This window comes from Sphingomonas cavernae, from assembly GCF_003590775.1.
Taxonomy (GTDB): Bacteria; Pseudomonadota; Alphaproteobacteria; order Sphingomonadales; family Sphingomonadaceae; genus Sphingobium_A; species Sphingobium_A cavernae.
On the sequence record NZ_QYUM01000002.1, the window covers coordinates 1,459,997 to 1,477,583 of the forward strand.

Annotated in this window: 16 protein-coding genes; 9 read left to right on the plus strand and 7 right to left on the minus strand. The window is 63.3% G+C overall.

Annotated elements, in window-relative coordinates; all coding sequences use genetic code 11:
• Positions 1–15 precede the first annotated feature (15 nt).
• The 3 genes from hemH to D3876_RS07210 all read left to right on the plus strand — a co-directional run bounded on the left by hemH (position 16) and on the right by D3876_RS07210 (position 2,117).
• On the plus strand, positions 16–1,020 hold the full coding sequence (gene hemH, locus D3876_RS07200) for a ferrochelatase (protein ID WP_119760689.1): 1,005 nt from the start codon (positions 16–18) through the stop codon (positions 1,018–1,020).
• Between the two features lie 40 nt (positions 1,021–1,060).
• The gene (gene phbB / locus D3876_RS07205; RefSeq protein WP_119760691.1) at positions 1,061–1,783 is read left to right on the plus strand and encodes an acetoacetyl-CoA reductase; all 723 of its coding nucleotides are present in this window, start codon (positions 1,061–1,063) and stop codon (positions 1,781–1,783) included.
• A gap of 88 nt (positions 1,784–1,871) precedes the next feature.
• The gene (locus D3876_RS07210; protein WP_119760693.1) at positions 1,872–2,117 is read left to right on the plus strand and encodes a ribbon-helix-helix domain-containing protein; all 246 of its coding nucleotides are present in this window, start codon (positions 1,872–1,874) and stop codon (positions 2,115–2,117) included.
• Between the two features lie 84 nt (positions 2,118–2,201).
• Here D3876_RS07210 and D3876_RS07215 read toward each other — a convergent pair whose 3' ends face one another.
• The gene (locus D3876_RS07215) at positions 2,202–3,002 is read right to left on the minus strand and encodes a class I SAM-dependent methyltransferase (protein WP_119760695.1); all 801 of its coding nucleotides are present in this window, start codon (positions 3,000–3,002) and stop codon (positions 2,202–2,204) included.
• Between the two features lie 114 nt (positions 3,003–3,116).
• On the minus strand, positions 3,117–4,277 hold the full coding sequence (locus D3876_RS07220; RefSeq protein ID WP_119760697.1) for an IS30 family transposase: 1,161 nt from the start codon (positions 4,275–4,277) through the stop codon (positions 3,117–3,119).
• Positions 4,278–4,431: 154 nt separating this feature from the next.
• Here D3876_RS07220 and D3876_RS07225 point away from each other — a divergent pair, with 154 nt between their 5' ends.
• Positions 4,432–5,580 (plus strand): PQQ-dependent sugar dehydrogenase, encoded by a 1,149-nt coding sequence (locus D3876_RS07225; protein WP_119761148.1) that lies wholly within the window; start codon positions 4,432–4,434, stop codon positions 5,578–5,580.
• On the opposite strand, the gene D3876_RS07230 is transcribed toward D3876_RS07225, so the two are convergent.
• Entirely contained in the window at positions 5,564–6,295 is a 732-nt protein-coding gene (locus D3876_RS07230; protein ID WP_119760698.1) for a glutathione S-transferase family protein, read from the minus strand. The two genes, D3876_RS07225 and D3876_RS07230, sit on opposite strands and share 17 nt — an antisense overlap.
• Before the next feature lie 85 nt (positions 6,296–6,380).
• Here D3876_RS07230 and D3876_RS07235 point away from each other — a divergent pair, with 85 nt between their 5' ends.
• A complete protein-coding gene (locus tag D3876_RS07235; protein WP_119760700.1) occupies positions 6,381–7,151 on the plus strand; it encodes a helix-turn-helix transcriptional regulator in 771 nt (256 codons plus the stop codon).
• A 67-nt stretch (positions 7,152–7,218) separates the two neighbouring features.
• Here D3876_RS07235 and D3876_RS07240 read toward each other — a convergent pair whose 3' ends face one another.
• From D3876_RS07240 to D3876_RS07250, 3 genes are all read right to left on the minus strand, one after another.
• Positions 7,219–8,559 carry an amidohydrolase gene (locus D3876_RS07240; RefSeq protein WP_119760702.1) on the minus strand — a complete coding sequence of 447 codons (1,341 nt, stop codon included), beginning with the start codon at positions 8,557–8,559 and terminating at the stop codon, positions 7,219–7,221.
• Positions 8,560–8,723: 164 nt separating this feature from the next.
• The gene (locus D3876_RS07245) at positions 8,724–9,116 is read right to left on the minus strand and encodes a VOC family protein (RefSeq protein WP_119760704.1); all 393 of its coding nucleotides are present in this window, start codon (positions 9,114–9,116) and stop codon (positions 8,724–8,726) included.
• 35 nt (positions 9,117–9,151) lie between these two features.
• Positions 9,152–9,667, minus strand: a complete 516-nt coding sequence (locus D3876_RS07250) for a DUF3617 domain-containing protein (RefSeq protein ID WP_182911908.1) — start codon at positions 9,665–9,667, stop codon at positions 9,152–9,154.
• Positions 9,668–9,741: 74 nt separating this feature from the next.
• On the opposite strand from D3876_RS07250, the gene uvrB reads away from it, so the two are divergent.
• The 4 genes from uvrB to D3876_RS20205 all read left to right on the plus strand — a co-directional run bounded on the left by uvrB (position 9,742) and on the right by D3876_RS20205 (position 14,545).
• A complete protein-coding gene (gene uvrB / locus D3876_RS07255; protein ID WP_119760708.1) occupies positions 9,742–11,922 on the plus strand; it encodes an excinuclease ABC subunit UvrB in 2,181 nt (726 codons plus the stop codon).
• A gap of 174 nt (positions 11,923–12,096) precedes the next feature.
• Positions 12,097–13,230 carry a three-Cys-motif partner protein TcmP gene (locus tag D3876_RS07260; RefSeq protein ID WP_119760710.1) on the plus strand — a complete coding sequence of 378 codons (1,134 nt, stop codon included), beginning with the start codon at positions 12,097–12,099 and terminating at the stop codon, positions 13,228–13,230.
• Positions 13,230–14,003, plus strand: a complete 774-nt coding sequence (locus tag D3876_RS07265) for a DUF5131 family protein (protein ID WP_119760711.1) — start codon at positions 13,230–13,232, stop codon at positions 14,001–14,003. Before D3876_RS07260 ends, D3876_RS07265 begins: the two co-directional genes overlap by 1 nt.
• Positions 14,004–14,140: 137 nt before the next feature.
• On the plus strand, positions 14,141–14,545 hold the full coding sequence (locus tag D3876_RS20205; protein WP_147417603.1) for a hypothetical protein: 405 nt from the start codon (positions 14,141–14,143) through the stop codon (positions 14,543–14,545).
• Between the two features lie 483 nt (positions 14,546–15,028).
• On the opposite strand, the gene D3876_RS07275 is transcribed toward D3876_RS20205, so the two are convergent.
• Positions 15,029–17,437, minus strand: a complete 2,409-nt coding sequence (locus tag D3876_RS07275) for a penicillin acylase family protein (protein ID WP_119760715.1) — start codon at positions 17,435–17,437, stop codon at positions 15,029–15,031.
• Positions 17,438–17,587 lie beyond the last annotated feature (150 nt).

Here is a 17,587-nt window from a genome sequence, read left to right on the forward strand (position 1 = left end):
CGAACGGGATTGTCCATGATGCCTGACGAGCATCCCTCGATAGCCGCCTCAAACATCGGCGTGCTGCTCGTCAATCTGGGCACGCCCGATGCGCCCGAGCTCGCGGCGGTTCGTCGCTATCTGAAGGAATTCCTTTCCGACCCGCGCGTGGTGGAGATTCCGCAACTCGTCTGGCAGCCCATATTGCGCGGGCTCATCCTCACGACACGCCCCAAAAAGTCGGCGCACGCCTATGCGCAGGTCTGGAGCGCGGACGGCTCGCCGCTCGCTGTCTTGACGCGTGCACAGAGCGAGGCGCTGCAGGGTGCCTTCGGTGCGCAAGTGATGGTCGATTGGGCGATGCGTTACGGCAGTCCCACAATCGCCGATCGGCTGGAAAGGCTCAAGGCCGCGGGGTGCGAGCGTATCCTGATCGCGCCGCTCTATCCGCAATATTGCGCCGCCACGACCGCGACCGCCAATGATCATGCCTTTGGCGCGCTGGCACGGATGCGGTGGCAACCGGCGATCCGTACGCTGCCGCCCTATCATGACAATCCCGCCTATATCGCCGCGCTCAAGGCCTCGGTCGAAACCAGCCTCGCGGCGCTCGACTTTGCGCCCGATATCATCATCGCCAGCTTTCACGGCATGCCCGAGCGGACGCTCCATCTCGGCGATCCCTATCATTGCCAGTGCCAGAAAACCGCGCGTCTCTTGGGCGACGCACTGGGGCGCCCGCTGGAAGTCACCTTCCAGTCGCGCTTCGGCCGCGCCAAATGGCTCGAACCCGCAACCGATGCCACGCTCGCCGCGTTGCCCGGCAAGGATATGAAGAAGGTCGCCATCGTCGCGCCCGGCTTTTCCGTCGATTGCCTCGAAACCCTTGAAGAGCTTGCAATCCGTGGCCGCGAAACCTTTATGGCGGCGGGTGGCACGCACTTCGCCTATCTGCCCTGTCTCAACGCCAGTCCCGAATCCGTAACAATGCTGCGGCATTTGCTCGCGCGTGAGCTTGCGGGCTGGGTCGCGCCCGCATAGGTTTAATCCAAAGGACCCACCAACAGGGAGAGCGAGTGCCATGACCAGAACAGCGATCGTCACCGGCGGAACGCGCGGTATCGGAGAGGCGATCAGCCTGGCGCTCAAGGAACTGGGCATGAACGTCGCCGCCACCTATGCGGGCAATGACGATCGCGCGCGTGAGTTCACCGATCGCACGGGCATTCGCGCCTATAAATGGGACGTCGCCGATCATCAGGCATGCCTCGATGGGGTCAAGGCGGTGGAGGCCGATCTCGGCGCGGTCGATGTGGTCGTCAACAATGCCGGGATCACGCGCGATGGCACGCTGCTCAAGATGACCTTCGAGGCGTGGAAGGAAGTGATCGACACCAATCTGGGCGGCTGCTTCAACATGGCCAAGGCGACCTTCCCCGGCATGCGCGACCGCGGCTGGGGGCGGATCGTCAATATCGGCTCGATCAACGGTCAGGCGGGGCAGTACGGCCAGGTCAACTATGCCGCCGCCAAATCGGGCATCCACGGCTTCACCAAGGCGCTTGCACAGGAAGGCGCGAAGGTGGGCGTCACGGTCAACGCGATCGCACCCGGCTATATCGATACCGACATGGTCGCCGCGGTTCCCGCCGAGGTGCTCGGCAAGATCGTCGCGAAGATCCCCGTGGGTCGTCTCGGCCATGCCGACGAAATCGCACGCGGCGTCGCTTTCCTGTGCTCGGACGAAGCGGGCTTCGTCACCGGATCGACGCTGTCGATCAACGGCGGGCAGCATATGTATTGATCCAATCCCCCTCCCCCTGGAGGGGGAGGGTTGCGAAGCCTTGCCTCGGCGTGAGCCGGGGTTAGGCGAAGCTGGGAGAGGGTGTCGGATGCCGGGGAGTAATGTCGAAAATCTCTACTCCGGCCCGGTCAAGCGATCGGTCACGATCGCTGGGCATCAGACCTCGATCAGTCTCGAGCCCGTCTTCTGGGACGCGCTGCGCGCCGAGGCGGCGCGGCTCGAGCTGCCCGTCAACGCGCTGATCGCGCGGATAGACGTCGAACGGATCGCCGCCGACGATCCGCCCAATCTGGCGAGCGCGATCCGCCTCTGGCTGTTCGCGCAGCGGGGATAGGCGGCGATTTCGCAGATCGCGTTTTATGTCCGTTTTGGCGTGGAAAGCAGGCATTGGCATCCGACGAGCGCCAAGCTGGGACGATCACAGGCTCGCGACGACAACGTGCGCCGACATGGGCTGATCCAAAGGTCCTGAACCAAATCTCTTCTCCAGGGCATCCGCCGCCGCCTCGGTGGCCGCATTCAAATCCCCGCGCGCTTCGATTTCCGCACGAAGCGGTGTCCCTTGGCACAGCCCGATCGCTGCCGTACTGGGAGAGGCCGCCCGGCTGCGCTTCTCGACTGTCTCGATGACAACCTGCGAGAAACCTGACCGGCGCACGTCTTCCTTCAGTTCCTCGGTATCGAAATAACCCCATGGTACTCGGGTGAAGAAGCTCGGCGGATCGTCTGGGAACAAGGCTGCCATCGCGTCGTGAACGACTTGGGCAATCGGGGAGTCGCTCAGCCGGTTCCAGACATTGAAGATGAACGTGCCCGCGGGCTTCAGCACTCTTCGCGCTTCGGCGTAGCCCGCCGGCCTGTCGGGGAGGAACATCATCCCGAATTGGCAAGCTACCACGTCAAAGGTGGCATTCGCGAACGGCAGTGACTGCGCGTCTGCTGCTCTGAACTCCACCCGCGGCGCGCTGATCCTCCGAGCAGCTATATCGAGCATTGCCTGGTTAAGGTCGGTTGCCAGGACCTGCGCGTCTGGAACTGCCTCGATTATCTGCAACGTCGCCAGGCCGGTACCTGCGGCCGTCTCCAGCACCGATTGCGGTCGCAGCGTAGCAACACGACCTGCGATGTCTTCGGCATAGGGAGCGAAGAGAAGCTCAGCCAGATGGCGATCGTAGATTTCAGGAATGCTCCCGGAAAATGCTACATCTGTAGAAGCCATCCGCCGCCTCCCTATTTTGATGGCACAAACAGTTACACCTCGTTTGGAAACGTGTCGAGCATGGGGGCAATGCGGGTGGAGGGTGCTCCCCAATGTCCGCAATTGGTGGTGGGTTCAACGGGTCGCCGCAACACACTCTGCGAACTTTTCAGCCGGCGTCTTAAAGAGCAATGTCTTTCTCGGTCTTTCGTTGAGCTGACGCGCCACGGCGCTCAGCTTGGCCTGGCTGAAGATGGATAGATCCGTACCCTTGGGCAGATACTGACGCAGCAGGCGGTTGGTGTTTTCGTTGGTGCCGCGCTGCCATGGGCTTCTCGGATCGCAAAAATACACGTCGACGTCGGTGGCCAGGGTGAAGCGCTGATGGTCGGCAAGCTCCTTGCCACGGTCCCAGGTCAATGATTGATATAGCTCGCGCGGTAATTTGCGTGCCTGTTTGATCAAGGCCGAGACGACACTGCCGGTGTCTTTATTCGCAACCTTGACCAGGATCACATAGCGCGACTGGCGCTCGACGAGCGTGGCGATGTAGCTATTGCGTGATCCAGCAAGCAGATCGCCTTCCCAATGTCCGGGCACGGCGCGATCTTCGACCGACGCCGGCCGGTCACTGATCGATATGGCGTTCTTTACCTGGCCAAGCCCGTCCCGTTTCAGACTGGCATGGCGCGAACGGCGGATCGTGCGTTTGGCCCTGAGATACTCAAGAAGCTCCTTCTTCAGGACACCACGGGCTTGAATGAACAGGCTTTTGTAGATCGTTTCGTGTGACACCCGATGCTGCTCTTCGTCCGGAAACCTGCGTTTGAGCCAGCCTGCGATCTGCTCTGGCGACCACTTGCGGCACAGTTTGGCTGATACTGTTCGGCGCAGGGAGGCATGGCAAGCCAGCTTGCATGGCTTCGGGCGTCGCGCACGATCCCATGCCGCCTGATCCGATGCCACGGCCCGGTAGCATTCCGTGCCCCCGTTGCGGCCGACCTCCCGGCTGATGGTCGAGGGCGCTCGACCAAGCCGGATAGCAATGGTCCGCAGCGACAAGCCTACTCCGAGCCCTCTGGAAATCTCCTCGCGCTCGCTCAGTCGCAACGCCTGGCTGGGGCGTTTTCGTTCCGGTGGACGGATGCCGCCGGATGGCGACAGCACCGAGAAGATCGACGAAGACTCCCGCTCGAACCGCCGTCCGATCGAACTCATCGACTCACCGCGCCGCCAGCGATCCCAGATTTCGGCCCGCTGTTCCGCCGAGTAGTAAATCCGCCGTCGCTGCTTCATCGCTCCACTCCATCTCGTTAAAAACTGAAGTGTTGCGACCACCCGTTGAACCCACCGCTGAAAGCGGAAATCTGGTTCGCGCATTCACGTCGTGCTGGAACTGATCGGCGACTGCGCTATTGAATCGCCAACGCAATTCAGCCGGAGCCTCCCCATGATCCGCAACACCGCCCCGCTTGCCTTTCTCGCCATCTTCGCCGCCTGCTCGGCAAGCAACAGTTCCAATGCGCAGCCGAGTGCGCAGACCGCCAGTGCGCGCCCGTTCGAGGCGAGCGAGGTGGCGAAATTTAACGAGCCCTGGGCGATGGCGTTTCTGCCGGGCGGCAAGCAACTGCTCGTCACGGAAAAGGCGGGCAAGCTCAAGCTCTTCACGATCGGCGGATCGACGGTCGACGTCGCGGGCGTACCGAACGTCGCCTATGGCGGGCAGGGCGGCTTTGGCGATGTCGTGCTGCACCCTCAATTTGCGCAGAACGGCCTCGTCTATCTGAGCTACGCCGAGCCGGGCGAAGGCAACACGCGCGGTGCCGCTGTTGCGCGCGCGAAGCTCGTGATTGCGCCGAACGACAGCGCCAGGCTCGAGGGCCTGCAGGTGATCTGGCGTCAACAGCCCAAGGTCACCGGCGAGGGCCATTACGGTCACCGCATCGTCTTTGCACCCGACGGGCATATGTTCATCGCCTCGGGCGAGCGGCAGAAATTCGATCCCGCACAGGATATGAAGGCCAATCTGGGCAAGGTGCTGCGGCTTAACGACGATGGCAGCGCGCCCGCGGATAACCCCTTTGCGAAGGAAGGCGGCGTCACCGCGCAGATCTGGTCATTGGGCCACCGCAATCCCCTCGGCATCGCCTTCGACGCCAGCGGCAAGCTCTGGGACATCGAAATGGGGCCCAAGGGTGGCGACGAGCTCAATCTCGTCAGGCGCGGCGCGAATTATGGCTACCCCATCGTCTCCAATGGCGATCATTATGACGGCAAGCCAATCCCCGATCACGACACGCGTCCCGAATTCGCCGCGCCCGCGGTCTGGTGGACGCCGGTGATCTCGCCTTCGAGCCTGATTTTCTATTCGGGCGACCAGTTCCCCGCATGGAAGGGCAGCGCGCTCGCGGGCGGCCTGTCCTCGAAAGCGCTTGTCCGTATCACCTTCGATGGCGAGAGCGCGCGCGAGGCCGAACGCTTCGACATGGGCGAGCGCATCCGCGCCGTGGCGCAGGGCCCCGACGGCGCGGTCTGGCTGCTCGAGGATGGCGAAGACGGCGCCGGCGGACGGCTGCTCAAGCTCACGCCGCGACGCTGAGCGGCATCTCCCACGGGTGCTGCGGATAGTAACGCGCCATCATCCGACTGACATAGGCGACCAGATTGGGATAGCCCAGCGTCAGATCGCGCAGCGGCGTGTCGAAGAACGGCGTCAGGATCCCGGCCAGCACGGCAAAGGCGATTGCGTCGACCCCCGTCGGGTGATCCGCCATCAGATGGCGTTTGCCTCCGAGCAACGTTGAAAGCGCCGCGATCGAGCGCGCGCCGAGCCAGGTGATCTCGTTGGGTGCATGACGGCCGATCCCCACTGCACGCAGATTTGCGGCAGTCACGGCGTGCATCTGCTCACGGCGGGCGGCCGCCTCATCGTCGGGCAGGAAGTCGAACCAGCGCGCCGGCCCCTTCTCGAAATTCTCGGGGATCATGAAGCGGCCCCACGCCGACACCCAACCGAGCTGGTTCTCTATCATGCGCTCGATCACCCACGCCTGGGCGCGTTCGGCAACGTTCAGCCCTTCGTCGAGATCGATGCCATATTTGGTTTCAAGCCATTCGCGGATGAAAGTCGAATCGGCGACCACCGTGCCGTCATCGTCGATGAAGGGGATCTGGCCCTTGGGCGCGTCGGGCGGTATCGCCGCACGCTTTTCATAGGGGAGTCCTGCCATCAGAAGCTGGACCTCGGTCTTGGTCACGTAAGGGCTTGTCTCGGGAAGCCCAAAGCTTGGCTTGCTGCCATATAGGATGATCATCGCTCGTCTCCCTCTGATTGAGAAAGACTCATACTGACACTATGCTGCCAACATGGTGTCAGCAGTCTGGCGGTAGGAGGAAAGCATGAGACGCGCCGAACGCCTTTTCCAGATCGTCCAGATCCTGCGCCGTGCGCGCGGGCCCGTAACCGCCGATGCGATCGCCAGCGAACTCGAGACCTCGAAGCGCAGCGTCTATCGCGACATCGCCGCGCTGATTGGCCAGCGCGTGCCTGTGCGCGGCGAGGCGGGGATCGGCTATGTCCTCGAACGCGGCTTCGACCTGCCGCCGCTGATGCTGACATCGGACGAGGTCGAGGCCGCGGTGCTTGGCGCGCAATGGGTCGCGCATCGCGGCGATCCCGCGCTGGCGCGTGCGGCGCGCGACCTGATCGCGAAGATCGAGGCGATTGTGCCCGAGACGCTGCGCCCGCACATCGACGATCCCGCGCTGCGCGTGCCCCCGATCTGGGGCGAGCCCACCGACACGATCGACATGGCCGCCGTGCGCGCGGCGATCCATGGCGGGCGCAAGATCGCGCTCGACTATCGCGACGTCGAGGGCCGCGCGACCGTCCGCGTGATCTGGCCGGTGACGGTCGGCTATCGCGATACTGGGCGCACGATCATCGGCTGGTGCGAATTGCGCGACGATTTCCGCACCTTCCGCGCCGATCGCGTCGCCGCCGCCGAGTTCCTCGACGAGCGCTACCCGGAACGGCCCACGATGCTCCGCGCCAAATGGAGGCGAAAGATCGAAGCCGAGATGCGCGCGTGTGAGGAGGCAGGGGCAATGGCGCGCGCCGATTCGACTATTGCTCGCGCCAAAGCCCAACCATCCACACCGTCATGCTGAACTTGTTTCAGCATCCATGAACACGAACCTCGCCTGTTCTGCGCCGGCGGTGTTCGAGAATGAGGCCTCAGTTGCCCGCCGCCGCCACACCCGTCCCCGGCTTCAACAGGTCGAGCACCGCTGCGGTCATCGCGACGGTGCCCGTGGTTACCGACGGTTCGGGATCGATCTTGAACAGCGGCGAATGGTGCGAGGGCACCGGCGCGCCGCCCGCCTTCTCCGCGTCGAACGCCGCCTGCGGGGTTCCGCCGACCGCGAAATAATAGCCGGGGATGCCGTACTGCTTCTCGACGAAATAGGCGAAGTCCTCGGCGCCCATCGACTCCTGCACAAAGGGTTCGACCGCGTCCTCGCCCAGCGCCTGCACCATCACCGCGTTGAGCCGGCCCGCGAGCGCGGCGTCGTTGATCGTCGTCGGCGTGCCCTCGACATGGCGCACTTCGGGCAGCTTGTCCTCGGGCATGCCATGTGTGCGCGCGACGCCCTTGGCCACGCGCTCGACCGCCTTGACCAACTGCGCCCGCGTCGCCTCGTCATTGGCGCGGACGGTCACCTGCAGCTTCGCGCGATCCGAAATGATGTTGGGCCGCGTGCCCGCATGGAACGAACCGACCGTGATGACCGCGGGCGAAAGCGGCATCACCTCGCGGCTGGTGATCGATTGCAGCGCCACCACGATCTGCGATCCAATATAGACGGGGTCCTTGCCCGTATGTGGCGCGGCGCCGTGCGCCCCTACGCCATGGACGATGATATCGAGCGCGTCCGCGGACGAATATTGGAGGCCCTCCGCCGCGCTCACCTTGCCCGTGGCAAGGCCCGAGCTGACATGAAAGGCCAGCGCATAATCGGGCTTGGGAAAGCGCGTGTAGATGCCGTCGGCGAGCATCGCCTTGGCGCCCGACACGGGCTCCTCGGCGGGCTGCGCGACGAAGATCACGGTGCCCTTCCATCGGTCCTTCATCGCGGCGAGGCGCTTGGCGGTGCCGACCAGCGAGGTGATGTGCACGTCATGGCCGCAGGCGTGCATCACGGGCACCTCTTCCCCGTCCGCATTGGTCTGCCGCGCCTTCGACGCGTTGGGCAGGCCCGATTTCTCCTCGACAGGCAGGCCGTCCATATCGGCGCGGATCATCACTACGGGGCCGTCGCCATTCTTCATCACGCCGACCACGCCCGTTCTGCCGACGCCTTCGGTGACGGTCACGCCCGCCTTCCTGAGCTCGGCGGCCATGCGTGTCGCGGTCTTGGTCTCAAGGAAGCCAAGTTCGGGATTGCGGTGGAAATAGTCGAACAGCGCGCCCAGTGACGCCTTGTAATCCGCCTCGACCGCCGGCGCGTAATCGGGCTGGGCGTGGGCGGGCGCGGCAAGGCAGGCGGCGGCAAGCAGCAGATAACGAAGGCGCATTCATATCTCCCCGAAACGATTTTGGGAGACATTATACGCAAGCGCCCTCGCGTCCAGCCCTGCAGTCAAAACCCCTTTCTTCCTTCGCGCCTTCGCGTCTCCGCGCGAGAAAAGCGATGTTCGCGCGGAGACGCGGAGGCGCGGAGAAGAGGGCAGTTAAGGCCTCAAGCTGGCCCGACGCGAAACGCGCAGAGCTTGTTGCCGTCGAGATCGCGGAAATAGGCGCCGTAAAACGCCTGCGGGCCTTCCTCGCCGCGCAGGCCCGGCTTGCCCTCGCACGTCCCGCCGAGTTCGAGCGCCCTGGCATGGAGCGCATCGACCTTGGCGCGTTCGTCGACCACCAGCGCGACCATGCCGCCATTCCCGATCGTCGCCGGCTTGCCGTCATAGGGACGCGTCACCGCGAGCATCGGCTTGTCGAAGGCGACGCCGTACATTGTGAAGTTGTTCTGCTCGAACTCCATCACGCGCTTCGCGCCGAGATCGCCGAGCAGTGCGTCGTAGAAGGCGAGCGCCTTTTCGCTGTTGTTGGTGCCAAGCGTGGCATAGCCGATCATCGTATCATCCTCTCACTGGTGTTCTTGACGCTGCGTCAGGCGCAGTCGCCCGTGCGCTTGCCCGTCGTCTTGGCCTTCATCGTCATCGCGCCGCCCGGCATTTGCGGGTTGGAGATCTTCATCTCGGTCGCCATCTGATAGGCATCGGCCGAATAGGCGCCCGCCATGGTGATTTCCGAAGTGCCCCCGCCCTGGCCGCCCGTGCAGCTCATCTGCGCGTCGATCTTGCCGTCCGCCATCGAAAAGCGCTTGTAGCTGCAATTGCCGTCGCCCTGCTTCTTGAACATTTCCTCGGCGTTCTTGTCGGCCTCTTCCCTGGTCATGCAGTGGCTGATCTTGTTGGTCCGCCCCGTCATCTGCTTGAGCATCTCGGGCGGCATTCCGGGCATATCGGCCTCGACGATCTCGACCGTGGTGTCCCACTGCCCGGCCATGAACTTGGCGGCTTGGGCCATATCGCTCTTCATCGCGGCAGGGTCCTTCGCCTTTTCCTCAGGCGACTTGCTACACGCGGCGAGTACCAGAAATGTCAGCATGGCAACGCGTTTCATCTTCATTCCCTTCACGCTCAGGATGGATCGGTCTACGTTGCGACCTGCCTAAGCATCACCCATATCGGAACAATATGGCAATCCAAATCCGCACCACGCTCGAAGAGCCCGAGACGGGGCAGAGCTTCGTCCCCCACCGCCCCGAGCGTCCGCCCAAGGCCGAGGGCGGCAAGGCGTTCAGGATCGTCTCCGACTATGAGCCCGCGGGCGACCAGCCCACCGCGATCGCCGAACTCGTCGAACAGGCGCAGGGCGGCGAGCGCGATCAGGTGCTCCTCGGCGTCACCGGCTCGGGCAAGACCTTCACCATGGCCAAGGTGGTCGAGGCGCTCCAGCGCCCCGCGCTCGTGCTGGCGCCCAACAAGATCCTCGCCGCGCAGCTCTACGGCGAGTTCAAGAGCTTCTTTCCCGACAACGCGGTCGAATATTTCGTCAGCTATTACGACTATTACCAGCCCGAGGCCTATGTCCCCCGCTCGGACACGTACATCGAGAAGGAAAGCTCGGTGAACGAGGCGATCGACCGGATGCGCCACTCCGCCACGCGCGCGCTGCTCGAGCGCGACGACGTGCTGATCGTTGCCTCGGTCTCGTGCCTCTACGGCATCGGCTCGGTCGAGACCTATTCGGCGATGATCTTCGACCTGAAAAAGGGGCAGGTCGTCGACCAGCGCGAGATCATCCGCAAGCTCGTCGCACTGCAATACAAGCGCAACGACGCCGCCTTCGTCCGCGGCAATTTCCGCGTCCGCGGCGACAGCCTCGAACTCTTCCCCTCGCACTATGAGGACACCGCCTGGCGCATCGCATTCTTCGGCGACGAGATCGAGGAGATCACCGAATTCGATCCGCTGACGGGCAAGAAGGTCGCAAGCCTCGATTATGTCCGCGTCTATGCGAACAGCCACTACGTCACCCCCGGCCCCACGCTCAAACAGGCGATGGAGGGCATCCGCCACGAGCTGACCGAACGCCTCAAGGAACTCGTCGCCGAAGGCCGCCTCCTCGAAGCGCAGCGCCTCGAACAGCGCACCAATTTCGATCTCGAGATGATCGCCGCCACCGGCTCCTGCGCAGGGATCGAGAATTACAGCCGCTTCCTCACCGGCCGCCTCCCCGGCGAGCCGCCGCCGACGCTGTTCGAATATCTCCCTGAAAACGCGCTGCTCTTCGTCGACGAAAGCCATGTCACCATCGGCCAGATCAACGGCATGTCGCGCGGCGACCACAGGCGCAAGCTGACGCTCGCCGAATATGGCTTCCGCCTGCCCAGTGCGATCGACAACCGCCCCTTACGCTTCAACGAATGGGAGGCGATGCGCCCCCAGACCACCTATGTCTCGGCGACCCCGGGTTCATGGGAGATGGAGCAGACCGGCGGCGTGTTCAGCGAACAGGTGATCCGCCCCACCGGCCTGATCGACCCGCCCGTCACCATCCGCCCGATCGAGGATCAGGTCGACGACCTCATCAACGAATGCCGCGAAACCACCAAGGCCGGCTACCGCACGCTCGTCACCACGCTCACCAAGCGCATGGCCGAGGACCTGACCGAATATATGCACGAGGCGGGGATCAAGGTCCGCTACATGCACTCCGACGTCGAGACGCTGGAGCGCATCGAGCTGATCCGCGACCTCAGGCTCGGCGTCTACGATGTGCTCGTCGGCATCAACCTGCTGCGCGAGGGTCTGGACATCCCCGAATGCGGCCTTGTCGCGATCCTCGACGCCGACAAGGAAGGCTTCCTGCGCTCCGAAACCTCGCTGATCCAGACCATCGGCCGCGCCGCGCGCAATGTCGACGGCCGCGTGATCCTCTACGCCGATCGCATCACCGGCAGCATGGAGCGCGCGATGCGCGAGACCGATCGCCGCCGCGAAAAGCAGCTCGCCTTCAACGCCGAGCACGGCATCACCCCGCAGACGATCCGCAAGAACATCGGCGACATCATCTCGCACGTGGCGTCCAAGGATCAGGTCACCGTCGAGATCGACGACGACAAGCCCCACATGGTCGGCCACAACCTCCGCGCATACATCGAGGAACTCGAAGCCAAGATGCGCAAGGCCGCCGCCGACCTCGAATTCGAGGAAGCCGGAAGGCTACGCGACGAAATCCGCGCGCTCGAACGCGAGGAGCTGGGCCTGCCCGACACCGAGCACAAGGCGCCAACGATGGGCCGCAGCAACGAGGGCAAGCCGGGGACACGCAAGACGCGGTACGGGAAGACGCAGCGGAAGTTCGGGCGGTAGGGGGCTAGGCGGGGCTGAAAAGCGGCTCCCGTCTGCCGGTCCCTCTATAGCTGAGCGCAGGCTGATAGCTTTTAGGCTACTCTCAACGCAGCGAAAACATCGTTCGTGCGACGAATGGTGTTCACTTTTTGTTTCTAGGCTACTATGCTCCGCCATCACTAAGCCCGCGTGAGTATGGGGCATTCATTCTTTGATGAGCAGCGCGACCAGTCGCTCGTGAAGGCGGCGATCGTGTCTAAGTACTTCGACGCGTGGAGCCGGGTCATGATTGCGAATGCCAGCAAGGGCGTTCCCATTTCTCGTCTCGCATATATCGACCTTTTTGCCGGTCCCGGCCGATACAAGGATGGGACCAAATCTACACCGCTAATGGTTCTCGAACGCGCAATCGCCGAGCCAGCGCTGGCATCCAGGCTGGTTGCAATGTTCAATGACGCCGATCCCGACAACGTTGAGTCTTTGACGCAAGCCCTACACGACATGGAAGGGGTAGATCGACTAAAGCACCCGCCGCGCATTCTTTGCACTGAGATCGGCGTTGATGCACAAAGCATGTTTACGGAGGCACACGGGTGCCCGACTTTCTCATTCATTGACCCATTCGGTTACAAGGGGCTATCACGTGGCATTATTCAATCGGTGATCCGAGAATGGGGTTGCGATTGCATATTTTTCTTCAACTACAGCCGCATAAATGCCGGTATCAACAATGACGCCGTGCGCCATCACATGGATGCATTGTTTGGGAGCGATCGCATCGAGAAGATGCGCGCTCACTTGCAGAAAACCAATCCGGTAGAACGCGAAGCCTTTGTGCTTGAGGAGTTGGCACAGGCGCTGAAGGAAATGGGCGCAACATACATGCTGCCTTTTAGATTTCGCCGACCGGATGGTAGCCGAACTTCTCACGCGCTTGTTTTTGTGACCAAGCACCCTTTGGGTTATTCAATCATGAAAGGCATAATGGCAGGAGAGAGTTCGACCGAGGATCAAGGCGTGCCCTCATTCGAGTACTCGCCCGCCGATGCACGGTGTCCCATGCTGTTTTCGTTTAATCGCCCGCTAGATTCCTTGGCGGGGAGTTTGCTCGAAAATTTTGCAGGTCGGACAATGAGCATGAAAACAATCTTCGAAACACACAACATTGGTACGCCCTTTGTTGAGAAGAACTACAAGCAGGTGCTGAATCAGATGGAGGTTGACGGAGGGATCACAGCCAATCCGCCTGCGAGCGCTCGACCAATGAGAAAAGGGGAGCGCACGTTCTCGGATAAAACCGTGGTCACATTCCCCGCGAAGGCAGTTTGATGGGTAGCTCTTCATCAATCGAATGGACTGATGCGACATGGAATCCAGTCGCAGGCTGCAACGTGCTCTCTGCCGGCTGCACCAACTGTTATGCAATGAGAATGGCGGCTCGGCTGGAGGTTATGGGTCAAGCTAAGTATGTTGGCACCACACGCAGGTCCGGCAATCGCCGAGTATGGACCGGAAAAATCGTTCTAGACCATGCGGCCCTGTCCGCCCCGCACTCATGGAAGCGTGGTCGACACGTCTTCGTCAACAGCATGTCCGACCTTTTCCACGAAGCTGTGCCGCTGGATTTCATCCGTGAAGTCTTCGAAGTCATGCGTGAAACGCCGCGTCACATATATCAAATCCTAACGAAGCGAGCGGAAAGACTTGCAGAGCTGTCACCCAAGTTGGACTGGCCGCTAAACGTATGGATGGGCGTGAGCGTCGAGAATGATGAAGTTTCGCGGCGCATCGATCACCTTCGCGCTTGTGATGCGCAAACTAAGTTCTTGTCGTGCGAACCATTAATTGGGCCGCTGGACAATCTGGACCTTGCCGGAGTTGACTGGGTGATTGCCGGTGGCGAGAGCGGGCCCGGCGCGAGGCCAATGCACCCAGATTGGGCGCGGTCGATCCGTGATCAGTGCCTCAAGCACGGCGTCGCTTTTCATTTCAAGCAGTGGGGCGGAGCCGTAAAGTCGAAACACGGCCGCGAACTCGATGGCCGTACTTGGGACGAGATGCCGACGCGTGAACTCGTACGAGAAGTGGCAGCGGTAGCTTAACTCGCGGCGATGGGGGTAATGTGGGCCGAATCAATTATGATACACTTGCGGGGCTCCAGCGCTTAGGCGAGGCCCGTGCAAAGCTAGACGAGCGGGCTGCAGCCGTCTTGACGTTTCACGCCGCATTGGAGCGTGAGATGGACATCGTTTTGGCTCGCCTACTCCCGCGTGCCGACAAACTCCGGGGTCTGGGGTTTTCGCAGAAACTTTCGGTTTTAGATGCTGCTTGGCGCGGTCCGGCCGATGCGGGCAACAAGCTCTGCAAGGCGCTTTTCCTATTCAACGAGCTTCGTAATTCCATTGCTCACGGAGATGAAGCTCGGATCGTCAATCGTCATCTCGCACGGCTTGCAGCGGCATTTGCAGAGATATTTCCTGATCACCATGGCGTGAAGGACATCCAACTAGTCGCGGCTGGGCTCGTGGGATTTCTCGCAGATGGCCCGGTGAATTTGGACAAGCTCCGCATTCCAGAGCCGAAAAATGGTGAACGCCGTGCCGTCGCGGCGTGCGGTGAGAGCGAGAAGGCTGCACGGGAATAGACCGCTCAGCGGACTGTCCGGCAGCGTCGTCGTGCGCTCGCCCGCCACGCCCTCTACCGACTTACCCCGATATAAGCGCCCTTCGATTGCGATAGGATGGCGGCCGCACGTTGCCGCCGGGAGTCGCATCCCCGAAACCGCAACACCGTCGCCGGCCGCCCCGGCACGCATGATGCGGGCGACCGGTTCCTTCGAAAAGGAGCCCGGGAATGAACGCGACCGTCAGCCCCTAGCCTGTCGGCGATCGCGCGGGAACCCCTGTCCTACACGCCCCCAATCTGCCACGCTCCAACGGCCCTTCAGGCTCATTGAACCGTTGAGATCGTCGTCACTGGCATGGATCGGCCAACCCGATCGATGGCGACAGAATGCGCGTGTAAGTTTTTCCTCGTACGCGCGAACTTTGCGAAGTTTGGCGCAGTGTGAAGTTTGCCTTCCCGATTCACGCACAAGCCGCCGGGTGCCGCCTGCCGCGTGCGGGCTTCACCGGGGCGGGGCAGCGCGCGCCTTCGCCGGCCGGAGCAGCGTGCGACCGACCGCGCGTGCGTCGACCGCGGCGCGGCTGAACAGCATCGGCTGCATCTCGCCGCGAATCCAAGGGCCGTAGAGATCGCGATAATGCGGTGAGCGCGGGTCGTTCGACTGGCCCGGCAGGTTGAGCATCAGCGAATTGTCCCACGCGCCGACATCGATCACCTGCAGATAGCTCGCGCCGCCGCTCACGGCCCAGCCGGGTGCGCTGCGCGCCCAGCGCGCCATGACGGTGTAGGAATCGCCGCCCGATCCTTCCCCCTCGATAGCGGGAAAGGCTCTGGCGATCGCGGGAATGCTCGACAGCGGATGCGCGATGCGCACCTGATGCAGCGTCCCCCATCGCCATGCCGCGGGATCGGGGCCGAGCGTCTCGCGCGCGGTGGCCCATCCCGCGGCGAGCGCCGCGTCGAACAGCGCGTCGCGCGCTGCGGCCGGGTCGGGGCCAAGCCGTGCGTCGGGGCGGGCCAGCAGCCCGAGCAGCACCGAAGGCGCGATCTGCGTCACCAGTGCGCGGGCGCGTTCGGGCACGACCAGCGCCAGCATCCGCTTGCCCAGTTCGCGCCAGACGATTTCGAACAGCGCCGCGGGCGCGCTGTCGCGCTCCAGCCGCGCATCCCAGCCGCGCAGCATCGCGATCGCAGGCCCGGCAGCGGCCGACCCGCGCGCGGGCAGCAGCGCGATCAGTTGCTGCGCCGGCGCCGACAAGGTGTCGTGCATCAGCGCGACGCTGTCGGCCACCGTGTGTTTGGGCTGCGCCGAAAGCACCTCGGCGATGCGTTCGTAGCGATAGGGGTCGCGGAACGAAAAGGCGGGGATGCGGTCGCGCGGCCAGTCGGTGGGCAGGTTGTTCTGGTTGGCGGAGGCGAACCAGCCCCTGGCCGGATTGTATTCGCTCGGTAGCGCGCGAAAATTGCGCATGCCCGTCCAGTCGTAGCGGCCGTCACCGGGCACGGGCATCAACCCGTCGCCCTTGCGGCGCTCGGGCACGAAGCCGATCACCTGCCAGCCGTGATTGCCGTCGACATCGGCATAGTGGAAATTGGTCGGCGACGGATGGAAGCGGAACGCTTCCTTCAGGCTTTCCCAGTCGCGCGACAGGTTGATCGCGATCATCGCGAACGCGCCCGATGCACCGGGCTGGAGGTCAATCGCAGCGATCGCGGTCGCGCGGCGCTTCGCCGGATCGTGCGAGACCACGGGGCCCTGCACCGCGTAGCGCGCGGAAACTGTCCTTGTCGGCGCTCCCTTCACCGCGATCGCGATTTCGACGCGTTCGAAGCTCTTCCAGCCATCGCCATGGCGGTAGCGCTCGGGATCCTCGGGGTGGAGTTCGAGGATGAACAGATCCTCCTGATCGATGTGAAAATTGGTGCGGCCGAACGCGAAGCGCTCGGTATGCCCCTGCATGATCCCGGGCAGGCCGGGGGCGCCGCCGCCGATCACGTCGAGCCCGGGCGCGGTCAAATGCGCGACATGGCGCGGACCGAAACCGCCAATGCCCAGATGCGGATCGTTGGTGAGGATCGGCCGGCCCGTCGCGGTGCGCGCGGGCCCCACGGTCCACGCATTGCTGCCCGCATTGGCGCGGTCGAGCGCGGCGGTCGATGGGCCCGCGGGATCGGGCGCGGGCGCGAGCGCGTCGAAGGGCAGCTTGCCGGGGCGGAGCGCGCCCAGATCCGCCTCAGACACCGCAGCGGCATCAAGGCCTTCGGGTGTGCGCAGCGTCCATTGGGGGCGAAGCGGCGCGATCACCGCGTCGAGTTCGAGCAGCCCCATCGCCGCGAGCCGTGCGCGCCGGACCTCGTCTTCGACATTACCGAGCGACGCCTCGCGCGCCAGCACCAGATCGCGCAGGTCCCATTTCAGCGGCCGGATGTTCAATATGTCATATTCGTGCGGCAGCAGCGTAGGGTCGGCCAGCACCTCATCGATGCGCGCATTGATTCCGTCGACGTAGCCGCGCGCCGCTGCGAGGATGTTCTCGGGCACGCGCGCCAGCTCCGCATCAAGGTCTCCGCGATAATGGAACAGCCGCGCGGTTTCGTCATGCACCGCGAAGTCGGGCCCGAACGCTTCCGCCATCCGCCCCAGCTCGCGCCGATGGGCAAGATCGATCTGGAACAACCGGTCGCGCGCGACGACATAGCCCTGCCCGAAAAAGGCGTCGGGGATCAATTGGGCGCGGATATGCGGCACGCCATAGGGGTCGTCGACGATCTCGATCGGCGCGTACAGGCCCTCGGTGCTAAGCTGCCGCGTCCGGGACGGCGGCGTTCGTCCCAACGCGTGGCCGGTCGCGGTGGACGAAAGCGCTACGGCCGCCGCCGAGCCAAGCAGGAATGCACGGCGGTTGAGCATTGGCAGATCTCCCATTTATGATGGCACAGGCTAGCGTCGCGGTCGCGGATATGCCGTATCGCAAGCGATTGGGCGACCATAGGTTGAAGCTATGGGTAAGCCGTTGGCCGATGGACGGTAATTTGGGCGCAAGCCGCGAGACGCCGTGGT

Coding starts and splice junctions, on each gene's coding strand:
- D3876_RS07220 (WP_119760697.1), bottom strand. CDS start 4,277: ATGAAGCAGCGACGGCGGATTTACTACTCGGCGGAACAGCGGGCCGAA.
- D3876_RS07215 (WP_119760695.1), bottom strand. CDS start 3,002: ATGGCTTCTACAGATGTAGCATTTTCCGGGAGCATTCCTGAAATCTAC.
- D3876_RS07265 (WP_119760711.1), top strand. CDS start 13,230: ATGGGTAGCTCTTCATCAATCGAATGGACTGATGCGACATGGAATCCA.
- D3876_RS07235 (WP_119760700.1), top strand. CDS start 6,381: ATGAGACGCGCCGAACGCCTTTTCCAGATCGTCCAGATCCTGCGCCGT.
- D3876_RS07275 (WP_119760715.1), bottom strand. CDS start 17,437: ATGCTCAACCGCCGTGCATTCCTGCTTGGCTCGGCGGCGGCCGTAGCG.
- phbB (WP_119760691.1), top strand. CDS start 1,061: ATGACCAGAACAGCGATCGTCACCGGCGGAACGCGCGGTATCGGAGAG.
- D3876_RS07250 (WP_182911908.1), bottom strand. CDS start 9,667: ATGAAACGCGTTGCCATGCTGACATTTCTGGTACTCGCCGCGTGTAGC.
- D3876_RS20205 (WP_147417603.1), top strand. CDS start 14,141: ATGGACATCGTTTTGGCTCGCCTACTCCCGCGTGCCGACAAACTCCGG.
- D3876_RS07210 (WP_119760693.1), top strand. CDS start 1,872: ATGCCGGGGAGTAATGTCGAAAATCTCTACTCCGGCCCGGTCAAGCGA.
- uvrB (WP_119760708.1), top strand. CDS start 9,742: ATGGCAATCCAAATCCGCACCACGCTCGAAGAGCCCGAGACGGGGCAG.
- D3876_RS07240 (WP_119760702.1), bottom strand. CDS start 8,559: ATGCGCCTTCGTTATCTGCTGCTTGCCGCCGCCTGCCTTGCCGCGCCC.
- D3876_RS07260 (WP_119760710.1), top strand. CDS start 12,097: ATGGGGCATTCATTCTTTGATGAGCAGCGCGACCAGTCGCTCGTGAAG.
- D3876_RS07230 (WP_119760698.1), bottom strand. CDS start 6,295: ATGATCATCCTATATGGCAGCAAGCCAAGCTTTGGGCTTCCCGAGACA.
- D3876_RS07225 (WP_119761148.1), top strand. CDS start 4,432: ATGATCCGCAACACCGCCCCGCTTGCCTTTCTCGCCATCTTCGCCGCC.
- D3876_RS07245 (WP_119760704.1), bottom strand. CDS start 9,116: ATGATCGGCTATGCCACGCTTGGCACCAACAACAGCGAAAAGGCGCTC.
- hemH (WP_119760689.1), top strand. CDS start 16: ATGATGCCTGACGAGCATCCCTCGATAGCCGCCTCAAACATCGGCGTG.